This is a genomic window from Ectobacillus soli (genome assembly GCF_042610425.1).
Lineage (GTDB): Bacteria > Bacillota > Bacilli > Bacillales > Bacillaceae_G > Ectobacillus.
Map to the genome: position 1 here is coordinate 596,479 of NZ_JBGJZM010000001.1, position 21,740 is coordinate 618,218.

Annotated in this window: 22 protein-coding genes; 14 read left to right on the top strand and 8 right to left on the bottom strand. The window is 36.8% G+C overall.

Features of this window, described 5'->3' with window-relative positions:
- Nucleotides 1–167: 167 nt before the first annotated feature.
- Nucleotides 168–560, bottom strand: coding sequence for a DUF1885 family protein (locus ACAN53_RS03155; protein ID WP_379966900.1), 393 nt, complete (start codon nt 558–560; stop codon nt 168–170).
- Nucleotides 561–861: 301 nt separating this feature from the next.
- On the opposite strand from ACAN53_RS03155, the gene ACAN53_RS03160 reads away from it, so the two are divergent.
- Nucleotides 862–990: a GapA-binding peptide SR1P gene (locus ACAN53_RS03160; RefSeq protein ID WP_379966903.1), complete on the top strand. Its 129-nt coding sequence runs from the start codon at nt 862–864 to the stop codon at nt 988–990.
- Nucleotides 991–1,084: 94 nt separating this feature from the next.
- Here the strand turns inward: ACAN53_RS03160 and ACAN53_RS03165 are convergent, their stop codons facing one another.
- On the bottom strand, nt 1,085–1,915 hold the full coding sequence (locus ACAN53_RS03165; protein WP_379966906.1) for a protein-glutamine gamma-glutamyltransferase: 831 nt from the start codon (nt 1,913–1,915) through the stop codon (nt 1,085–1,087).
- 148 nt (nt 1,916–2,063) lie between these two features.
- On the bottom strand, nt 2,064–3,533 hold the full coding sequence (locus ACAN53_RS03170; RefSeq protein WP_379966909.1) for an aminotransferase class I/II-fold pyridoxal phosphate-dependent enzyme: 1,470 nt from the start codon (nt 3,531–3,533) through the stop codon (nt 2,064–2,066).
- Nucleotides 3,534–3,767: 234 nt separating this feature from the next.
- Between ACAN53_RS03170 and ACAN53_RS03175 the strand changes: the two genes are divergently transcribed.
- Complete coding sequence (locus tag ACAN53_RS03175) at nt 3,768–4,727, top strand: NAD(P)H-dependent flavin oxidoreductase (RefSeq protein WP_379966912.1); 960 nt, start codon at nt 3,768–3,770, stop codon at nt 4,725–4,727.
- Between the two features lie 9 nt (nt 4,728–4,736).
- Nucleotides 4,737–5,006 carry a UPF0223 family protein gene (locus ACAN53_RS03180; RefSeq protein WP_379966915.1) on the top strand — a complete coding sequence of 90 codons (270 nt, stop codon included), beginning with the start codon at nt 4,737–4,739 and terminating at the stop codon, nt 5,004–5,006.
- 82 nt (nt 5,007–5,088) lie between these two features.
- On the opposite strand, the gene ACAN53_RS03185 is transcribed toward ACAN53_RS03180, so the two are convergent.
- Entirely contained in the window at nt 5,089–5,715 is a 627-nt protein-coding gene (locus ACAN53_RS03185) for a YktB family protein (protein WP_379966918.1), read from the bottom strand.
- A 206-nt stretch (nt 5,716–5,921) separates the two neighbouring features.
- Between ACAN53_RS03185 and ACAN53_RS03190 the strand changes: the two genes are divergently transcribed.
- Nucleotides 5,922–6,110 carry a hypothetical protein gene (locus ACAN53_RS03190; protein ID WP_379966921.1) on the top strand — a complete coding sequence of 63 codons (189 nt, stop codon included), beginning with the start codon at nt 5,922–5,924 and terminating at the stop codon, nt 6,108–6,110.
- Between the two features lie 86 nt (nt 6,111–6,196).
- The gene (locus ACAN53_RS03195) at nt 6,197–6,985 is read left to right on the top strand and encodes an inositol monophosphatase family protein (protein WP_379970239.1); all 789 of its coding nucleotides are present in this window, start codon (nt 6,197–6,199) and stop codon (nt 6,983–6,985) included.
- Between the two features lie 150 nt (nt 6,986–7,135).
- Here the strand turns inward: ACAN53_RS03195 and ACAN53_RS03200 are convergent, their stop codons facing one another.
- Nucleotides 7,136–7,321, bottom strand: coding sequence for a DUF5325 family protein (locus tag ACAN53_RS03200; protein ID WP_379966924.1), 186 nt, complete (start codon nt 7,319–7,321; stop codon nt 7,136–7,138).
- A 142-nt stretch (nt 7,322–7,463) separates the two neighbouring features.
- Here ACAN53_RS03200 and typA point away from each other — a divergent pair, with 142 nt between their 5' ends.
- From typA to ACAN53_RS03215, 3 genes are all read left to right on the top strand, one after another.
- Nucleotides 7,464–9,296 carry a translational GTPase TypA gene (typA, locus tag ACAN53_RS03205; RefSeq protein ID WP_379966927.1) on the top strand — a complete coding sequence of 611 codons (1,833 nt, stop codon included), beginning with the start codon at nt 7,464–7,466 and terminating at the stop codon, nt 9,294–9,296.
- 351 nt (nt 9,297–9,647) lie between these two features.
- Complete coding sequence (locus ACAN53_RS03210; RefSeq protein WP_379970240.1) at nt 9,648–9,962, top strand: YlaH-like family protein; 315 nt, start codon at nt 9,648–9,650, stop codon at nt 9,960–9,962.
- Entirely contained in the window at nt 9,962–10,243 is a 282-nt protein-coding gene (locus ACAN53_RS03215) for a hypothetical protein (RefSeq protein WP_379966930.1), read from the top strand. The genes ACAN53_RS03210 and ACAN53_RS03215 overlap by 1 nt, the downstream gene beginning before the upstream one ends.
- Nucleotides 10,244–10,669: 426 nt before the next feature.
- Here the strand turns inward: ACAN53_RS03215 and ACAN53_RS03220 are convergent, their stop codons facing one another.
- Nucleotides 10,670–10,870, bottom strand: coding sequence for a YlaI family protein (locus tag ACAN53_RS03220; protein ID WP_379970241.1), 201 nt, complete (start codon nt 10,868–10,870; stop codon nt 10,670–10,672).
- Between the two features lie 191 nt (nt 10,871–11,061).
- Here ACAN53_RS03220 and ACAN53_RS03225 point away from each other — a divergent pair, with 191 nt between their 5' ends.
- Nucleotides 11,062–11,517, top strand: a complete 456-nt coding sequence (locus tag ACAN53_RS03225) for a pyridoxamine 5'-phosphate oxidase family protein (RefSeq protein ID WP_379966933.1) — start codon at nt 11,062–11,064, stop codon at nt 11,515–11,517.
- A gap of 205 nt (nt 11,518–11,722) precedes the next feature.
- Entirely contained in the window at nt 11,723–13,051 is a 1,329-nt protein-coding gene (locus ACAN53_RS03230; RefSeq protein WP_379966936.1) for a PhoH family protein, read from the top strand.
- A gap of 75 nt (nt 13,052–13,126) precedes the next feature.
- Here ACAN53_RS03230 and ACAN53_RS03235 read toward each other — a convergent pair whose 3' ends face one another.
- Nucleotides 13,127–13,624, bottom strand: a complete 498-nt coding sequence (locus ACAN53_RS03235; protein ID WP_379966939.1) for a peptidyl-prolyl cis-trans isomerase — start codon at nt 13,622–13,624, stop codon at nt 13,127–13,129.
- 167 nt (nt 13,625–13,791) lie between these two features.
- Here ACAN53_RS03235 and ACAN53_RS03240 point away from each other — a divergent pair, with 167 nt between their 5' ends.
- The 3 genes from ACAN53_RS03240 (at nt 13,792) to pyc (ending at nt 19,277) form a co-directional block, all read left to right on the top strand.
- Nucleotides 13,792–14,076 (top strand): Fpa/YlaN family protein, encoded by a 285-nt coding sequence (locus ACAN53_RS03240; protein ID WP_379966942.1) that lies wholly within the window; start codon nt 13,792–13,794, stop codon nt 14,074–14,076.
- Between the two features lie 142 nt (nt 14,077–14,218).
- A complete protein-coding gene (locus tag ACAN53_RS03245; RefSeq protein WP_379966945.1) occupies nt 14,219–15,382 on the top strand; it encodes an FtsW/RodA/SpoVE family cell cycle protein in 1,164 nt (387 codons plus the stop codon).
- A gap of 448 nt (nt 15,383–15,830) precedes the next feature.
- Complete coding sequence (pyc, locus tag ACAN53_RS03250; RefSeq protein ID WP_379966948.1) at nt 15,831–19,277, top strand: pyruvate carboxylase; 3,447 nt, start codon at nt 15,831–15,833, stop codon at nt 19,275–19,277.
- Between the two features lie 78 nt (nt 19,278–19,355).
- Here the strand turns inward: pyc and ACAN53_RS03255 are convergent, their stop codons facing one another.
- Entirely contained in the window at nt 19,356–20,252 is an 897-nt protein-coding gene (locus tag ACAN53_RS03255) for a COX15/CtaA family protein (protein ID WP_379966951.1), read from the bottom strand.
- 477 nt (nt 20,253–20,729) lie between these two features.
- Here ACAN53_RS03255 and cyoE point away from each other — a divergent pair, with 477 nt between their 5' ends.
- Nucleotides 20,730–21,647, top strand: coding sequence for a heme o synthase (cyoE, locus tag ACAN53_RS03260; protein WP_379966954.1), 918 nt, complete (start codon nt 20,730–20,732; stop codon nt 21,645–21,647).
- The last annotated feature ends 93 nt before the right edge of the window (nt 21,648–21,740 follow it).

A 21,740-nucleotide genomic window follows, 5' to 3' on the forward strand; every position in this document is an offset into this window, starting at 1 on the left:
TAAATTATAGTATAACACATATACTAAATTTTTCTCGCAAAACATAAATGTTACCCATCACTATTCTTTTGAATGACCTGCGCCTTTTGAGGAACACAGCAAGACAGAGATGGGTAACGAAGAATATATAATATTTAAATAAAGAAGTGTACAACTTAAATCGACAGTTAACGCTTGTAAAAATACATAACGCGATCATTAAAGAGGCGTAATTCACCTTGTAATTTTTTTGCTAGAAAGCGGCAAAATTCATTTGCTTTACCCTTATCTCCGTAGGTAGCGCTATCAGGAAGTGTAATTTGAATAAAATGTTGATTTTCTTCGATACCTACTCCTACATAGATTGATTGATAACGATCATGATTTGATTTTAAATGGATTGTTGTATCGGACTTATCAATGATTTCGTAGGGAAAAGCGGTTTCAGAATAACCCCAAGAAAGTTGTGTACCCGTTTTGGTAGTAATTTGCTTATAGTATGTAAATAAATCCTTCACATCTTGTATGGATATTTCTTGCTTCGCCGACTTCGGAACGAGTGTAATGAATGCATGTTGCATGTGGAATCCCCCTATTTTATAATGCTTCATTTGTATTGTATCATTGTTCTAATTTTTTTGACAAATACTTACGTTAAATTATCCTTTTCTACTACATACAACATTTCGATATATAGATTATATTTGCTTCCGTAGAAGTAGTACAGATATAAGTTTTTACTAATGAAGAAAATAGAGTGAACTTGATTAAGTATGTCATATTAAATAGTTGTTGACGAAATTAGTATAACATATTACAATAACTATGAAAAAAAGATAAGCGCTTACACAACCATTTTTGCAAATAATAGGGGGTAATAAAGTGGGAACTATCGTTTGTCAAGTTTGTGAAAGTACAATTGAACATTTTGAGGATGAAAAAGTAACCGTGCTGTACGGACATTGTTGTGAAGAATGTGCATCTGATACACATAAACATGTGGAAGTATAAAATAATCAAAAAAGGCGTAGGGGGTAACCCCTGCGCCTTTTTTGATTATAGAACCACTGCCTTCCGGAGCTGAGCAAGCCAGAAAATCCTTTCGTTAGTACACGGTTGTGGTGTGGCCTGCTGTTGCTATGATGATGTTTTCACGAATTGGGGTAAATTGAATAGTAGATTTGATTTTTGATGATGAGGCGTAGATGCTCATTTGTGCAATGTCTACTCGGGTAATGAAGTTTGTTATATATGCGGTAAGGAAGGCATTGGGTTTACGACGCAGATTTAACGTATTAATAACTTGGTCGCTTGTGCTCATGCCGACGCCGTGTCCATAGTGGAAATCGTCGCCAAGATAGATTGTATTTTCTCCTTGCCATTCAATGGTCAATGGATCTACCTGGGGATTTTTGAAATAAGTTATATCTCCTGGAATAATCGTGCCATCTGTTTTAGTGATGAGTTTTAAATTTTTATCATAATCCCATGTGAATAGAAGAAGATTGGAAAATAAACGATTAAAGGTATGGTCATCATAACACTGAAGTAAGGATTTATAGATGATGATGATGATGGCAGTTGCGCACTCAGTACCATATTTTTTCCCGTTTGAAAAAATATCATTAATTGCCACAGAAGGAAGAACTCCTTGCTCTACTTGAAATCCTCCTTGCTTCGTTCGTTTCCAAAATATATCATGACAGAATGATTGTGAAAAGGTACGAAACTGTATTCCACTGCTTAACAAGTCAATACATGTTAATAGCAAATGAAGACGCAGATGAACATCGAACACGAGTTGGTCCAATGTTTCATATGTGTATACCTCTTGGTTACTTGTCATTGATTCTAATATTTGTTTCTTTGTCTCAAAAAAAAGTTCAGTATCATCAAGTAATTTGGGATGAATGATAGAGCGTCCCATTACAATCATGACATTTCCCACTCCAATCCCGTTTTTTCTATTTTATGATGGTGGGGGGGAAACGTGAACAAAGAGGAGGGAGAAATAGGGTGTACCCCCTTAGTTCTCCCCCCTCTAATTTTAAATAGCAAAGATAAAATATATTATCATATAAAAATTAAGAAATGGGTTTATATTCTTTAATTACACGAAGAAAATTTAACTCTGCATCCTCTGGTCCTTGTACAGGTAGTCCGGCTGCTAAATTTTTTTTAATATAATCTAAATTTTCTTGTGTAATAATTTCGCCAGGAGTGAAAATAGGAATTCCTGGGGGGTAGACCATTACAAATTCGGCGATAATTCTACCAGCCGCTTCTACAAAGGGTACTATTTCAGTCTCTGAATAAAAGGCGTCACGCGGTGATAATGCCAAGAGTGGAATCTCAGGAACTTCTACATGTACTTCAATACTGGCAGTATTATGTTGAAAGGTGGATGCAAGGTCACGTAATGCATGTAATAGGATAGCAGTTTCCTGCTGTGAATCTCCCATCGTTATGAGACATAGAATATTATAAAGATCAGATAATTCCACCTCAATGTTATGGTGTTCACGTAGCCAACGCTCCGCATCGTGTCCTGTGATACCTAATTCTTTTACGGAAACAATTATTTTTGTTGGATCGAAGTCAAATGTTGCATCAGTTCCGAGCAATTCTTCGCCTGGACAATATAAATATTGGATTTCATTTATATCATTTCGAAGTTGCTCTGCAAGTTCAATTGTTTGATCAATTAGCTTACGTCCTTCAGTCGCTAGACGTTTTCTTGCTACATCAAGAGACGCAAGAAGAATGTAGGAAGTAGAAGTTGTGGTTAGCATGCTAATAATAGATTGTATGTGCTTTACGTTTACCAGCCCTTTACGTACATTTAATATAGAACTTTGTGTTAAGGAGCCACCTAGCTTATGAACGCTTGTTGCGGCCATATCTGCGCCTGCCTGCATGGCTGATAGCGGTAATTTATCATGAAAATGAATATGAACACCATGAGCTTCGTCAACGAGTACCGGAACGCCGTAAGAATGAGAAATTTTAACGATTTCCTTCAGGTCAGCAGCGAAACCAAAATACGTTGGATTAATAACAAGAAGTCCTTTGGCGTCTGGATGGGCTTCCAGAGCGTGTCTTACTGACGTAAGTGTCATTCCATGCGAAATGCCGAGAACCGGATCAATTTCTGGATGAATAAATATTGGTTTAGCGCCAGAAAAGATAATGGCTGACATAACAGATTTATGAACATTTCGTGGTACGAGAATTTTATCGCCGGGGCCACAAACACTCATCACCATTGTCATAATAGCGCCGCTCGTTCCTTGAACAGAGAAAAAAGTATGATCAGCTCCAAATGCTTCAGCAGCTAAATCTTGTGCTTTTTTAATCATACCCTTTGGATGATGAAGATCATCAAGCGGTGCAATATTAATTAAATCGATTGATAATGCGTTATGTCCAATAAATTCCCGAAATTGTGGGTCCATTCCTTTTCCTGTTTTATGTCCCGGAATATGAAATTGGACAGGATTTCGATTGCTGTGTTCTACTAATGCGGTAAATAACGGTGTTTCTTTTTGGGACAACCTATACACCCCTTTACATAAAAATTATTGTATGATGATCAATATATATCATAAGAGAATATAATTGATCGATTATGATTGAATAAATGATATTCTTTTTTTGCAAAGCAAAATGAATTATACCATCATCGAACAGTTGTTGTATATAGATGGAGAGGTCCTCTCTTTAATTTTTTGCAGGATATTCAGAAAAGTATGAAGAACTAATGTAAGTATGATAACGGAGGTGTATAGATGAAGCTAGAAACGAAAATTACACAATTACTCAATATTAAATACCCAATTATTCAAGGTGGACTTGCTTATCTGGCTTATGCTGATCTTGCAGCTGCTGTTAGCAATGCTGGTGGATTAGGCCAAATTACAGCTATGAGTCTTTCTTCTCCAGAAGCGTTACGAGAAGAAATTCAAAGTGTACGAAACATGACCAATCATCCGTTTGGTGTAAACTATGCAATTGGACAACATGGCAGACCATTTGAACATATGCTAGAGGTAGCAATAGAAGAGAAAGTTCCTGTTATCACGATGACAGGAGGAAACCCTGCCCCCATAATAAATCGTTTAGAAGGAACCGGTATCAAAAAACTTGTGCTCGTAGCTGCAAGAAGACAGGCACAAAAAGCTGAACAGCTTGGTGCTGATGCGGTAATGGTTGTTGGACAGGAAGGTGGTGGCCATCTAGGAAGAGATGATATTGGGACAATGGTTCTTGTACCGCAAGTTGTAGATAGCGTATCCATTCCTGTTATTGCTTCTGGAGGAATAGCCGATGGACGCGGACTGATGGCAGCTCTTAGTCTTGGCGCTGAAGGGATTGAAATGGGGACGCGTTTTATTGCAACGCAAGAGTGTGTTCATGCTCATGCTAGTTATAAGCAAGCTCTCGTAGAGGGAGGGGAAGCAGACACAGTTGTCATTAAGCGCTCTTTAGGAGCTCCGGCACGTGCTATTCGAAATGGATGGACAGATGAAATTTTAAAACTAGAAAAAGAAGAAAAGAAATATGAAGACTTAAAAGATTACATAAGTGGAACAGCAAATAAAAGATATATATATGAAGGAAATAAGGATGAAGGGTTTGCATGGGCTGGACAAGCAATGGGAAGAATTAATGATATTCCAACTGTCGAGCAGTTAATAACCCGAATGATACAAGAGACAGAAGATATACGAACAAGATGGAGCAGATGAGGTGAAAGAATGGAATATCAATATCCAATTGACTACGAATGGTCTACAAATGAAATTGTCGACGTTATTCAATTATATGAGGCTGTAGAACGCGCCTATGAAACAGGTATTACACGAGAAGAATTTATGAATGTGTATCGACGTTTTAAAGAAATTGTCCCTAGCATTGCACAAGAAAAGAAACTTGGCAGTGAGTTTGAGGAGATAAGCAATTATTCATTATATCGTGTCGTTCAAAAGGCTAAAACAATGCAGAATCAGGAAAAAATTAAAATATAAAAGTATTTTGAAAATTCAGAAATCATATGCTATAATGATACAACAATCATAAACGGACAATATATTCATTGTCCGTTTTCTTCTACCTAGTAGAAGTGATTTTATAAAGTGGAAGGAGTGTGGAGAACGTATCTTGAATTACTTTCATACATTCATCGTCGCTCATTTTAATCGCTTCTTCTTTCGGAATGTGAATGCCAGTTAGTAATTCAGCCTTTTTTACAGTTTCTAATTTTTGAAACATAGTTTTAAATTGTGCATCTGATAGTTCAGACGCTGTTGTTGCACTTGGTTTCGTATGATCCGTTGACCAGACGAAATAATTAGGCATACGTTTAATCTCGTCTAGATGAGAAAGAAGTGCTTTGGCATATTCAACCTTTTGCGGACATTCATAAATCAGACCAAAATAGATAAACATGTGTGTGCCCCACAATCCGATTTGAAAATGAGGAAGCATTTTGTACCCACGTTTATTTGGTGCAAATGCTACCCAGGTGTCACTTGGAGGATTCACGGTACGTCTCGCATGTTTGGCAACATGGTAGAAAAAGGACTCATTTAATTCTTCCGTGAAGAATGGTTGTAGTCTTTCTCCTAGTAATTCTAGTTTTGGGCGAACAGATTTTTTCATTTCTTCCATTCTTTCATCTAAGCCAGGTATCGAAAAAACAGAAAAATCTTTTGTATCAAAAGCTACTTGTTTCATAGAGTCCCTCCATACAGTGTTTTGTCTCTTATTCTAGCACACCATGTACAATTGTGAAAAAGAGCCGCTTGAAAAAAAGTACAGTTCTCGAGCAAAATTGTTGCATAGATGATTTATCCCACATAATATAGTATAAAACAAAATAACTGAAAATTAAGTCAATTTTAATTTAGGATGAATGAAAACTCGGGAGGAGGCAAACGAGGATGAGACAAGTGATAAATGCTTTAAAACGTACAGATGCAGAGAAACGTATTCCGGTTTTGCGCTTAGAATTAGACTACGAGTTGGCTACGCTTTATGATGCAATCGTGGAGAACGATGAAAACAAAAAAGTTGAATGTAAACAGAAGCTTGAGGTGCTAAGACTTGAAATGATGCGCCTAGAAGCGTAATAATAGAATTAGGAATAAATATGAATGTGTGCGAACCTTTAGTGAAAGGTTCGTTTTTTCTGTGACCAGTATAGGAGTGGTAAATGATGCAGGATGTATGGAATGATATTGCTATTCAAGTGGAGCAGTGGATAAAAGAAGCAGGACAGATTATTCGTGATTCACTGCAAAATCCTCTTACGATTGAAACGAAATCAAGTCCTTCAGATTTGGTAACAAATATGGATCGACAAATTGAACAGTTTCTTATTTCGCGAATTCATGACGCATATCCATCCCACAAAATTTTAGGGGAAGAAGGATATGGTGATCAAGTAACATCTGTTAAAGGGACAATTTGGTTGATTGATCCCATTGATGGAACCATGAATTTTGTCCACCAAAAACGTAATTTTGCCATCTCCATCGGGATCTACCATAATGGGGTAGGGAAAATAGGATACATATACGATCCAGTATTCGATGAACTATACTATGGGGTGGAAGGAAAAGGTGCCTATTGTAATGGAATTCTTATCCCAAAATTACAATCGGGAACACTTGAAACAGGAATAATTGGAGTTAATGCTACTTGGCTTACAGAAAATGATTTTTTAGATCACAAGAAGATAGCAGCACTTGTGAATAAGGCAAGGGGTTCACGTTCCTATGGATGTGCAACGCTAGAAATGGTCTACGTAGCAACAGGAAAATTAGATGGTTACATAACACCTCGTTTGTCACCTTGGGATTATGGAGGCGGTGCTATTATTATCCGTGAGGTAGGGGGATGTATGACAACGTTTGATGAGAAGAATGTAAGTCTTGTTCATAAAAGTAGTGTAATCGTAGCAAGACCAGGGGTATACGAAGAATTACTTCCGTTTTTACGATAAGAGACGCGACGCTCCATTCACTATGTATGACCGTAAGTAGTTTGTAACTAATAAAACTGCTGCGGTTTTTTAATTTGAATAAAATAAAGTGATAGATAGCGAAGACTATTGAAAAGAAAGACTTCTGTGCATGCACAGAAGTCTACATTATTATTGTTGTTGTTGTTTTCTAATTCTGGCTTTTGTTGCAAAACCTAACCCAAATGTACCTATCGTACCAACGATACAAAGAATAATTCCGATAATACTTTGCTCAGCAATCATGATTCCAATCCCCATCATGAATGCAACTCCTATAATTGCAAATAATAACATACGTACTTGTAATTGTTTCATTTCATCATCCCTCCATCCTTAATTGTACTGTAAATGTTTGTGAAAAAACAACTAAATTTCCTATGCTCATCGTATTTCAATTGCAACCTATAGCTTTCGCTCTTATAATAGAGAAGGACTAAAAAGACTTTAGGAGTTGGACATGTTGAAAAAAAGAGAAGATTTACGTAATATCGCAATTATCGCCCACGTTGACCATGGGAAAACGACACTCGTCGATAAATTGCTTCGTCAAGCAGGAACGTTCCGCAGTAATGAACAAGTAGAGGAACGTGCAATGGATTCAAACGATATTGAGAGAGAGCGTGGAATTACAATTTTAGCGAAAAATACTGCTATTCACTACGAAAATACGCTCATTAACATATTGGATACACCAGGACATGCTGATTTTGGTGGAGAAGTAGAACGGATTATGAAAATGGTTGATGGCGTTCTTCTCGTAGTAGATGCATATGAAGGATGCATGCCTCAAACTCGTTTTGTACTAAAAAAAGCATTGGAACAAAATTTAACACCAATTGTAGTTGTTAATAAAATTGACCGTGATTTTGCACGTCCAACTGAAGTTGTAGATGAAGTAATCGATTTATTTATCGAACTTGGTGCAAATGAAGAACAACTTGAATTCCCAGTTGTATTTGCATCAGCAATTAATGGAACAGCTAGCTTAGATCCAGATCCATCTAAACAAGAAGAAGATATGAAATCATTATTTAATACAATTGTGGAACATATTCCAGCCCCAATTGATAATAGTGACGAACCGCTTCAATTCCAAGTTGCACTTTTGGATTACAACGATTATGTAGGACGTATCGGAATTGGACGTGTATTCCGCGGAACGATTCAGGTTGGCCAACAAGTTGCTCTCATGAAATTAGATGGCAGCGTAAAACAATTGCGTGTAACGAAAATCTTTGGTTTCTTTGGCTTAAAACGTGAAGAAATTGAACAAGCAAAAGCAGGGGACTTAATCGCTGTATCTGGTATGGAAGACATCAATGTTGGGGAAACGGTATGTCCTTTTGAACACCAAGAGGCACTTCCTATTTTACACATTGACGAACCAACTCTACAAATGACATTTGTTGTAAACAACAGCCCATTTGCTGGACGTGAAGGTAAGTTTATTACTTCTCGTAAAATTGAAGAACGTTTACGTTCACAATTAGAAACAGATGTAAGCTTACGTGTTGAAAATACAGATACTCCTGATGCTTGGATCGTATCTGGTCGTGGTGAGTTGCATCTTTCTATCCTGATTGAAAACATGCGTAGAGAAGGATTTGAACTTCAAGTATCTAAACCAACGGTTATCATTAAAGAAATTGATGGAGTACGTTGTGAACCGGTTGAACGCGTTCAAGTTGATGTTCCTGAAGAAAATACAGGAGCAGTTATCGAATCTATGGGAGAACGTAAAGGCGAAATGTTGGACATGGTAAATAACGGAAATGGACAAGTTCGTCTTGTATTTATGGTTCCAGCACGTGGATTAATTGGTTACACTACAGAATTCATGACGATGACACGTGGATATGGAATTATTAACCATACATTTGATAGTTACCAACCAATGCAAAAAGGTCAAGTTGGCGGACGTCGTCAAGGTGTTCTTGTTTCGATGGAAACAGGAAAAACGACTACGTATGGTACGATGCAAGTAGAAGATCGCGGGACCATTTTTGTAGAACCTGGTACGGAAATTTACGAAGGTATGATTGTCGGAGAACATACACGCGAAAATGATTTAGCGGTTAACATCGTGAAAATGAAACAACAGACAAACGTTCGTTCTGCAAATAAGGACCAAACAAACGTTATTAAAAAGCCGCGCATTATGTCACTTGAAGAATCATTAGAATATTTAAACGATGATGAATATTTAGAAGTAACACCTGAATCCATCCGTCTTCGTAAAAAAATTCTTGATAAAAATGAACGTGAAAAATCAGCTAAGAAAAAGAAATAATAAATAATAAAAAAAGTCTCCGCTTCTAGCGGAGACTTTTTTTATAGAAATAAATTTGGACAAACTGATGTATATCACCTAATTAGAAATATTTAACATTTTTATAGACAGGGACTATCTAAGCACGGTACTATTATTACTACCATAAATAACTGTAAAACGAACCTTTCAAAATGTTGATTTAACGATTTATCCTAGCTTGGCAGTTTTATGACTAATTTGTTAGTTATCAAACGTAACGACTAAACATAGCTTTCACTTCAATTGGGCTCACCAGAATCAATAGGTGTTGGGTAGTCCACAAAATATGTTTATGCAACGAATGGGAGGAGAAGAAACATGGATGCACAAGTGCTGGAGAGTATGACATTATTTGCAAAAATATATGATGTACAAGATCATCCTGTAAGTGGAATGTGGCTATTGTACGTTACGATTAGCTTGTTATGTATCTTTGTATATCGTCTAGGCTTTGCACGTAAATTGAATGTCTTGCAAAATATAGTTATTTATTTCATACTTGTGCTAGGTTGTTCTATTTTAACATTCTTTGCAGTATTTTTACCTGTAGGCGAAGGGTTACTGGTAGCTATTGTCGTTCTTAGCGCATATAAAATTCGTCTTCATCAGTTTAAAAAACAAAAAACGATACAAAGGAGATTATAATGAGTTCCGTTCAAGATTCTATTTATAATTGGTTAACGATTAAAGTGGTGGCAGAAGCACGACCTGATGACCAGGCAGCTATCGAGACGTATGAATTGTTTGCAGACATGCTTCGTGATGAACATGGGATTACTGATGTAGTAGTCGAAAAACGCGAAGATATGTATTTTGTAACATATACGAAGGATAACGAAACAAAGTCGACTCGCTTTCCACTTGAACTTATTGATTGTTTTTTAGATCAAATGATTCGTGAACCGGAGAAGTTTCCTAATTACTGAAACCTTATCTGAAAAGATAAGGGCTTTTTTATAGGAGTAGGCAGTAGTAGTATGACGAAAACACAATGACCTACTGCCTATAACAGAATTGCATTGGTACCATAAAAAGAAGGTACCTGTTTTTGGAATAGAATGGAAAGGGAAAAGTACAGGAAAATTGTTGGAATATAAGGAGAAATGAAATAAAGTATATGTTCCATTTTGTTTGGAAATAGATTATTGCTAAAAAAGTCCAATGGTAAGTGGAACCATCAAGTGAAAGAAGAATTCAATCCATTCAGGCAGCATATATGTACTTATAACAGGAACAAAATCATCGTTTAAAAGAAGAGTGTATACTTTTAAACCCGTTAAAAGCTGTGCAACCTTTAGGAAAAGTGCTAAAAAAGTCCTCCTATCACTTCAGCAAATAATCCTTTTTGCAAATTACCATTCTTCCTCTACGGCTTTATCCCGGTACAAACGGAACTTACCAGTAGCAATACGATTATTGGTTCGTTCTGAAATTCGCTTATGGCAGCTAGGACACATATATGTATGAATAGGACGGTTTCGTAAACGTTTCGCCTCTAACGTATCATCACTTAGCTGATGTATCTCGTCACATAGTACGCATTTAACTTTCATCATGTCACCTCAAAAATTATATTATCAGACGTTTTCTTGAACTAGAATGTAGGAAGCAAACGTCAATGGAGCGGAGTGTGTGAAAAACACTGAATAAAGTATAACATGATTTGCACTGGGGAAATAAATAATTGTATTTATTAGATATTGAATGTCTGGTTGTTGTAAAATAATAGCTGGAGGTGTTAAACATGGCAAATGTAGTCGAATCAACATTAAGTGATAGCTTATTGGAAGCTCTTAGACAGGAACGTATTGTTACCATCGCAACAATCGATTTTGAGAAAGGAATTCCAAACGTAAGTGCAATTTCTTGGGTTTACAGTATGGATCCTGCTACTATTCGTTTTGCTGTTGACAAACGATCACGTATTGCAGAAAATATTCGTCATCATTCATCAGTAGTGTTAAACGTTATGGCAGCTGAATCTGTGTTCTCGATTAACGGGACGGCAGCTATTGTTGCAGACCAAATGGAAGGCGTTCCATTAAAACTAGCTCTTATTGAAGTTTCTATTGAAGAAGTAAGAGATGTTATGTTTTACGGCTCAAAGCTTTCCGTGGAACCAAAGTATGAAAAAACGTATGATTTACGTGCTGCAGAAAAGCTGGATGGTCAAGTATTAACAGCAATAAAAGAATTTTAGAGTACATATTTATAACGAAAAAGTTTAGGTGCTACCTCGAATTAAAAGTCTCCGTTTGGAGTGAGGTAGCTTTATTTTTATTCGTAAAGTAAGTTTCCTTACAAATTCATTCTATCTCACGTAAGCCGAACATATTATCTATAACAGCGGTTCGTCCTTAGAGGATGAAACCCTTGTTCACTAAGGTGGAGTAGGGGGTAACAGATTGAGTAAAATCTATGTTCTCGATACAAATGTCCTATTGCAGGATCCATTATCTATTTATTCTTTTCAAGATAATGAGGTGGTAATACCTGCTGTTGTGTTAGAGGAAGTGGACTCAAAGAAACGTTACATGGATGAAGTTGGTCGAAACGCTCGCTATGTTTCGAAGCTTATTGATAAATTTCGTGAAAAAGGAAAACTACATGAACGAATTCAGCTAGAAAATGGAGGAACTTTCCGAATTGAGCTGAATCATCGTTCCTTCGTTCAACTGCAAGAAATTTTTGTGGAAAAGACGAATGACAATAGAATTTTAGCAGTGGCGAAAAATTTATCGTTAGAGGAGCAGGCAAAGCAAAATGGGAAACCTGTGATTCTAGTAAGCAAGGATGTATTAGTTCGAGTGAAAGCGGACGCACTCGGACTGCAGGCAGAAGACTATTTGAGTGATCGTGTGATAGAAGTAGACAATATATATACAGGATTTATGGAACAATACATACCAAAAGCAGTGTTGAATGTATTTTATGAAACAGGACAATTAATGACTTCTGCCGTTTCGGAGCAACTATTCTATCCAAATCAATTTGTTCTTATGAAGGACGATCTGGGTGGGTCTGGTTCTGCTGTAGGTGTAGTAGATACAACGGGAAAGAAGATAAGAAAGCTTGTTTTTCAAAATGAACAAATTTGGGGTGTTCGCTCTCGAAACGTCCAACAAACGATGGGGATGGAGCTGTTACTCCGTGAAGATATACCGCTCGTAACGCTCATTGGAAAAGCTGGGACAGGAAAAACCTTATTGGCCTTGGCTGCAGGGTTAATGCAAACGGAAGATTTAGGACTATATAAGAAGTTACTTGTGGCTCGCCCCATCGTTCCAGTTGGAAAGGACATTGGCTATTTGCCAGGTGAAAAGGAAGAGAAGCTTCGTCCGTGGATGCAGCCTATTTTTGACAATCTTGAGTATTTATTTAATACAAAAAAACCGGGAGAGCTAGATGCGATTTTAGCAGGAATGGGATCAATTGAAGTAGAAGCATTAACATATATTCGGGGTCGTAGTATTCCGGAACAGTTTATTATTATCGATGAAGCACAAAATTTAACAAAGCATGAAGTGAAAACGATATTAACTCGTGTAGGGGAAAAAAGTAAAATTGTTTTAATGGGCGACCCGCAACAAATTGATCATCCGTATTTGGATGAATATAACAATGGCTTAACGTATGTGGTAGAAAAATTTAAAGAACAGAGAATTAGTGGTCATGTTAAATTTGTAAAAGGGGAACGATCTAATTTAGCACAATTAGCTGCGGATTTACTCTAAAAGATGTGCTAGCTGATTTGTATATTTATATACTAAAAAGGAAAGCCATTCATGGCTTTCCTTTTTAGTGATCCATTAAATAACTGTGAACTCTTTTATTTTTGTAATAGGATGTTCTACATTGCTTCCGTCACCGTAATAGAAATGGGCGGGACCGTCTTCCTTTAAAGGTTTTCCATCCTTTGAGAATCCTAAGATTGCAGCCTTGGCTTGCTCGATTGTAAGAGTTATTGTTTCTTTATCCGTTTTAAGTAGAATAGCGGTTGCATCAGTATGCAGAACTGCATTTGTTAAAAATGGTCGAAGTGGTATTCCAAATGTTCCTGTAATAATCTTCTGTTTTTCAAAATGAGAAATACTTTTATTTACCGGAGGATAAATAGCTCCTTCTGTAATTTCACGATCCCAGTGAGCAGATGCCGCTTTTTTATAGTCTTCTAACTCATCTTTTTCCTGTCTTTCTTCTTGAAAATATGTATTCAAGTCCACTTTTCGGTCATCAAAAATCCAAACACTAGGATCGAGTGTAATTGTGTAATCTACTTTTCCGTTTATAAATAAAATATCGTCCATTTGAGTCCCCTCCATTTGTTTTATATACCCACACTTCAGTATAATGAAGAAGAAGAGTGTTGTCACCCGAACTGATTGTCTCAAAATATTTTTATTGCAATTTACAAGGACTGTCTTTAATATTAAAAGATAGGATAGATAGTTGGACGGAAACGGAGGGAATCGATTTGACGTCTGAGACAGTGATGGATCATCAGGAAAAGGCTCTTGCCCTTCTTAAAGCTGATGCAAGTAAGATCTTAAAATTAATTAAAGTTCAAATGGATCATTTAACTATGCCACAATGTCCATTGTATGAAGAAGTGCTGGACACGCAAATGTTTGGTTTGTCTCGTGAAGTTGATTTTGCTGTTCGACTCGGGTTAATTGAAGAACCAAATGGCAAGGAGATTCTCGATGAACTAGAACGTGAATTATCTGCCTTGCACGATGCGTACACGAAAAAACAATAATGGGTTCAAATAGAGGGCTCAAACTTCTTACGGTTTGAGCTTTTTTATGCGTATCATTTTCTTTTCTTATCTTACCAGCAGGAAGTATTGTAAGTTAAATGGAATATAACAACAACTACATTTAAGAGGAAGAGGATTATCTATGAAAAAAGCATGGAAGTCATTGGATTATTCATTAATGCTTCCGCTTATTATTCTATGTGCCATTGGAGCAATCATGGTGTATAGTGCAAGCTCAATACTCGTTATGACGCAGTATAGTAAGCAGCAATTTGCAGTCAATCATTTCTTTTACTTACAGTTACGTTCAATGGCAATTGGATTTGTTGCACTCATTGCTATGTATGTCGTGCCAATTTCTGTTTGGAAAAAAAGGGCATTTTCTTGGTTTTTAATGAGTATAACGACTGTCCTCCTTATCTTAGTACTTTGGAAGGGGGTTGTGGTTAACAATGCGCAATCCTGGATATTCGGTATGCAGCCTGCTGAATTTGCTAAATTAACTGTTATCTTAGTACTAGCAAGGTTTTTTGCACGAAAACACGACACAAACCATTCTATTGTTCGCGGAGTGGGCGGAATAGGCGTATTTCTTATTCTTGTATTGCTTCTGATATATAAGCAACCAGATTTAGGAATGGTTTTACTTATTTCAGGTGTGATATTGTCCATGATACTATGCTCAGGTATTCGTTTTTCGATACTTATTAAACGAGTTGCCCTAACATCAGTCATATGGTTACCTTTATTGTATTTTGCCTTTACTCAGAAATTGTCTAAAGTACAGATGGCCCGAATTGAGACATTTTTAAATCCATTTGCTGATCCGCAAAAAAATGGTTTTCAACTTATACAATCTTTAGTTGCTATCTATTCGGGTGGGTTTTCAGGAGTAGGACTTGGAAATAGTATTCAAAAAACAGGCTATTTACCGGAACCACATACTGATTTTATCATGGCTGTTATTTCTGAAGAACTTGGTTTTTTTGGGATTGCAGTAATTTTAATTGCCTTAGCTACTATCGTACTTCGTGCATTCTTGTTAGCAAGGAAATGCCAAGATCCATTTTCTACACTGGTTACTATAGGGGTTGGGAGTATGATTGGATTTCAGGTAATAGTCAATATTGGTGGTATTACTGGGTTGCTCCCCCTTACAGGAGTACCAGTACCCTTTATAAGCTACGGCGGAAGCTCCCTGCTCGTTAATATGGCATCGGTAGGCCTTTTACTTAATGTATCTGCAAGAATTAAGGAGGCACAAGTATCAGCCTCTGAAAAGCCTCAATTAAGCGTTGTGAATTGAAAAATACGCAAACGGAATGAATCAAATTCCGTTTGCGTATTTTTTTTGGGGTGATAATGAATAATAGCTTAATAAATAAGAGGGGACTAATTTTTAAATCGGTTAAAAATCTCCTTTCACTTTCGTCTATTGCATCGTGCTGTTTAATTTGAGTAAGGTACGTAATATTGAAGAGAAAATAACTGGTTTTTTAGACAAATAGTATGTTACATTATAATTAATGTGTTATACAAAATAACAGTTGCCTTTTTAGAGTGTGTGCTATACTACATTTGTGTAACAGATAATACAGAATGCTTATCATTTTCAGAAAAATGAGGTATTATTACAGGAACCCTATCATTTAAAAAAATGAGTAAGGATGCCTAATAAATCTTTCATTTTCAGAATGACAAGGTAGTTTTAACACAAAAATATGTCCGTGCAATGGAAGTAGAGGGGGATTATAATGAACAAGCTGCAACGCATTCAAAAGGTTTTAGTAGCAAATCGCGGCGAAATTGCGATCCGTGTATTTCGTGCTTGTACAGAATTGGGATTAGGCACAGTAGCGATTTATTCAAAGGAAGATTCAGGTTCGTACCATCGCTATAAAGCAGATGAAGCGTATCTTGTTGGAGAGGGTAAAAAGCCGATTGATGCCTATCTAGATATTGAAGGAATCATTGAAATTGCGAAAAGCAACAATGTTGATGCAATCCATCCGGGGTACGGCTTTTTATCGGAAAATATTAACTTTGCGAAACGCTGTGAAGAAGAAGGAATTATCTTTATCGGGCCGAAAAGTGAACATTTAAATATGTTCGGCGATAAAGTAAAAGCAAGAACCGAAGCCTTGCGTGCTGGCATACCTGTTATACCAGGTAGTGATGGACCGGTTAAAAGTTTTGAAGAGGTAGCATTGTTTGGACGTAATTATGGTTATCCAATTATCATTAAAGCTGCACTTGGTGGTGGCGGAAGAGGTATGCGGATTGTACGTAGTGAATCCAGTGTAAAGGAAGCCTATGACCGAGCAAAATCAGAGGCACTAGCTGCTTTTGGCAGTGATGAAGTATATGTTGAAAAATTTGTAGAACTTCCGAAACATATCGAAGTGCAAATTCTTGCGGATGAGCAAGGTAATACGGTTCATTTATATGAACGGGATTGCTCTGTGCAGCGTCGTCATCAGAAGGTTGTTGAAGTCGCTCCGAGCATATCGCTTGATAAAGAGCTACGCAACCGTATTTGCGCAGCAGCTGTTCATCTATGCAAGAGTGTAAACTACTTAAATGCTGGTACAGTCGAATTTCTTGTGAAAGATGATCAGTTTTACTTTATAGAAGTAAATCCACGTGTACAAGTTGAGCATACAATTACAGAGATGATAACAGGTGTTGATATCGTTCAATCACAAATTATGATTGCAGAGGGGTACTCCTTGTTTGATGAAAAAGTGGCTATTCCGAAGCAAGAGGACATTGTAACGCACGGATATGCAATTCAATCGCGTGTGACGACCGAAGATCCTCTTAATCATTTTATGCCGGATACTGGGAGAATTATGGCCTATCGTTCCGGTGGTGGATTTGGCGTGCGATTAGATACAGGTAACAGCTTTCAAGGAGCCGTTATTACACCGTACTATGATTCATTGCTCGTAAAAGTAACCACGTGGGCATTAACTTTTGAACAAGCTGCATCAAAAATGGTTCGTAATTTAAAGGAATTTCGTATTCGTGGTATAAAAACTAATATTCCGTTTTTAGAAAATGTGGTGAAGCATCCTGCCTTTTTATCGGGTAAGTATGATACTTCCTTCATTGATTCAACGCCGGAATTATTTGTTTTTCCAAAACGGAAAGACCGCGGTACGAAAATGCTTTCTTATATAGGTTCTATAACCGTAAATGGATTTCCAGGAATAGGAAAAATAGAAAAACCAATCTATTCTGAACCTCGTATTCCTGTTATAAAAGAAACCGATTCAATCCCATCTGGAACGAAGCAAATTTTAGATGAACGCGGTGCAGATGGTTTAGTGAACTGGGTGAAGGAGCAGAAACACGTATTGCTCACGGATACTACGTTTCGGGATGCTCATCAATCTCTTCTGGCAACGCGGGTACGTACAAAAGATTTAAATCAGATTGCAAAACCAACGGCTCATTTGCTTCCTAATTTATTCTCTGTTGAGATGTGGGGTGGTGCTACATTTGATGTGTCGTATCGTTTCTTGAAGGAAGATCCATGGGAACGCTTGTTGCAATTGCGGGAACGTATGCCAAATGTTTTATTTCAAATGCTCTTACGTGCTTCTAATGCTGTCGGATATAAAAATTATCCAGACAATGTCATTCAGAAATTTGTTCAAAGCTCAGCGCAAGCGGGAATAGATGTATTTCGTATTTTTGATAGCTTAAACTGGGTGGAAGGTATGCGCGTTGCAATTGATGCAGTACGAGAAAGTGGGAAACTTGCAGAAGCGGCAATTTGTTATACGGGGGATATTCATGATCTCTCTAGAACAAAATATGATTTAGCCTACTATCGCAACTTAGCAAAAGAATTAGAAGCAGCTGGTGCACATATATTAGCAATTAAAGATATGGCGGGTCTGCTAAAACCAAATGCTGCTTATGACCTTATTTCAGCATTAAAAGATACCGTGTCGATTCCTATTCATTTACATACACATGATACGAGTGGTAATGGTATTTATACGTTAACGAAAGCAATTGAAGCGGGCGTGGATATTGTTGATGTCGCCGTAACTTCTATGGCTGGTCATACGTCTCAACCAAGTGCTAGCACGTTATACTATGCTCTAGAAGGAAATGAACGTCGTGCTAATGTTGATATACATGCTTTAGAGCAGCTTTCTCATTATTGGGAAGATATTAGAAAATACTATTCGCATTTTGAAAGTGGTATGAATGCACCGCACACTGAGGTGTATATGCATGAAATGCCGGGTGGCCAATATAGTAATCTTCAGCAGCAAGCGAAAGCAGTCGGATTAGGTGATCGTTTTGATGAAGTAAAGATTATGTATCGACGTGTAAATGATATGTTTGGTGATATTGTAAAGGTAACGCCATCATCTAAAGTAGTTGGTGATATGGCTTTATTTATGGTACAAAATGATTTAACGGAAGATGATATTTATGAACGCGGTGAGACATTGGATTTTCCGGATTCAGTTGTAGAATTATTTGAAGGCTATCTTGGACAACCGTATGGTGGTTTTCCAAAGGAATTACAGCGTATTATATTAAAAGGAAAAAATCCGATTACGGTTCGCCCAGGAGTACTATTGCCTCCAGCTGATTTTAAAGAAATTCGTGAAACACTTTTTCATAAATTAGATCGTCCAGTGACAATGTTTGATATGATTTCCTATGCCTTATATCCAAAGGTGTTTTTAGATTATGAAAGAATCCATGAAAAGTTTGCGAATGTTTCTGTCTTGGATACACTTACCTTCATTCACGGTATGCGTCTTGGAGAAGAAATTGAAGTAGAAATTGAACGCGGAAAGACATTAATTGTTAAGCTGTTATCGATTGGTGAATCACAGCCTAACGGTACTCGCGTTCTATACTTTGAATTAAATGGTCAACCACGTGAAGTAATTGTGAAAGATGAGAGTGTTAAAGTAACAGCACTTAGCCGGGCAAAAGGAAATCGTGAAAATCCAAATCATATTAACGCGACTATGCCAGGAACCATTATTAAAGTTCTTGTGAAACAAGGGGATCAAGTGAAACGCGGGGATACGCTTGCTATTACAGAAGCAATGAAAATGGAAACAACCGTTCAAGCACCTTTCACTGGATTTGTAAAAGAACTCTATGTAAAAGATGGGGATGCTATTCAAACGGGCGATTTATTACTTGAATTGGATAAATAAAGAAGAAATGGTATAGTACAGGACTCGGTTGAATAACAGAAGCAGCGCGGTAAGCCGCGCTGCTTCTGTTTGTTCTTATTAAGATTTACTTCTCGTTGCAAGCAAACATAAATAACATAATACAGCAAACAAACAAGCAATTACTAAATTGTGAAGTAATGTAATGACTAGTGCTCCGTTTGAATAAATAATAAGTATACCAAGCAGTGCTTGTAAACTTACAAGAATGAAAGCACTACTCCATCCAAGGTAAATAATACGTAGTTGCTTGTACTCACGAATAGAGAGAAGCAACGCATAAAAAATCCAAATGAAAATTAATAAAGCCGCAAATCGATGTCCCATTTGTACCCATTCTTGCATTTGGGTAGGGAAAAGACTTGCATTACTGCAAAATGGAAAATTTGGGCAAGCTAATGTCGCACGCTCATGACGGACTAGGGCACCTGTATAAACAACTATGTAGCTATATATGGTGACAAAATAAATATGAAACTTTATTTTTTTATCCAGCACAAGGGTATGGGCATCAAATTTTTTGTCTACTTCAAAAATAAGTAAAGTTAATAACACAACAGAAGCAAAAGATATTAAAGAAATTCCGAAATGGAGAGCAAGCACCATTGCTGATTGGCCCCAAACAACTGCTGCAGCACCTAAAAGGGCTTGTGCAATGAGAAACAGAAACGAAAGAATAGCTAATGGTTTTGTTTCTCTAACATGTCCAATCATGGTCCAAGACAAAATGCATAGTAAAAGCACCAAAATACTTGCTGAGCCAGACACAAGTCGGTGACTTAGTTCTATAACTGTGTCCATTGTTAATGGGGTAGGGATAATTTGACCATGACATAGTGGCCAAGAGCGTCCACATCCAAGACCAGATCCTGTTTTTGTTACTAATGATCCTCCGACTAACACAAGTAGAAGATCCAAGCTCGTAATAACGGCTAAAATTTTTAAAAATCGTCGCACTCTTACACCTACTTTCCTTGCGTAATACAACATATAATTAAATGATAAAGCTTATTCGATAGTAAAAAATTCTTACAAAGCCTATGATATATAAAAATTTATAAAATAGCAAAGAAGAATATAAACATAAAAAGTATATTGAAATACACGAGAAATTGACTAAAGAGGAGAATAGGAAAGAAAATTGTACTTTTTTATGCTATTCATAGTAAATACGTGATAAATTTGACTAAATGGTTTAATATTAATAGTGAATTTAAGATATAATTATAGAGGAATGGAAAATGTTGTTTTGAATGGACACAAAATGTTCAACTTTCATTCACATTTCATTCAAGAAATATGATTTAATATAATCTAGTGAGAACTAGTTATATGAAATTAGAAAACAACATAATCACTGTAATTATATTTTATAAAAAAAGAAACAGGGAAAGCGTTTGCAAATATAGAAACATTATGAAGGGGGCTCATAACATGGAGCAAGTATCGAGTCAACTGCACGAGCAGTCAACAAATGCTATGCCCCAAACGACATTAAAGCAGGATTTGTTTGCCTTAATGAAGATGGGAATTGTAAATTCTAATTCTTTAACAACATTTACAGGATTTTGGTTAGCACTTCATTTCAATGGGTTAAGCTTTAGTGATAACTGGGGAAAAATGATTTTTACTATGCTGGGGTCTGCTTTAATTATTGCAGGTTCTTGTACATTAAATAATTATATCGATCGTGATATTGATCCTCTTATGGAACGTACGAAAAATCGTCCGACTGTAACTGGAAAATTTAAAGGTAGCTTCGTGATTTCATTTGGATCTATTTTGTTGCTACTAGGTTTCACATCTTTATTATTGGCAACACCTATGGCGGCACTTATAGGTTTTATAGGAACATTTACGTATGTTGTTTTGTATTCACTATGGACGAAGCGTACGTACACACTTAATACAGTGATTGGTAGTGTATCTGGGGCAGTGCCACCATTAATTGGATGGGCGGCTGTAGATTCTAATTTGGGTTATATGGCTTGGATGCTGTTTTTACTTATGTTTATTTGGCAAATCCCTCACTTTTTGGCACTAGCTATGAAGCGAGTAGAAGAATATCGTAAGGCTGGTATTCCAATGTTACCAGTTGTACACGGTTTTGAAATGACAAAACGTCAAATTATTATATGGATTACTTGTTTGTTGCCACTTCCTTTTTATATGCATGAGCTAGGTACTGTATTTATGGTAATTGGAACCGTTCTTAATGTCGGCTGGCTTGCACTTGGTATTTATGGGTTCCGTATGAAAGATGATATTAAGTGGTCGATTCAAATGTTCGTGTACTCATTAAATTATTTAACGATTCTATTTATAAGTATGCTAGTCGTTACACTCTTCTAACATTGACTGTTTACACCTTGCTTAACTTTCTACTTTATTAAAGTTCAACACCTTTCAGTAGGGATGATAGATCCCTATTGAAAGGTGTTGAAC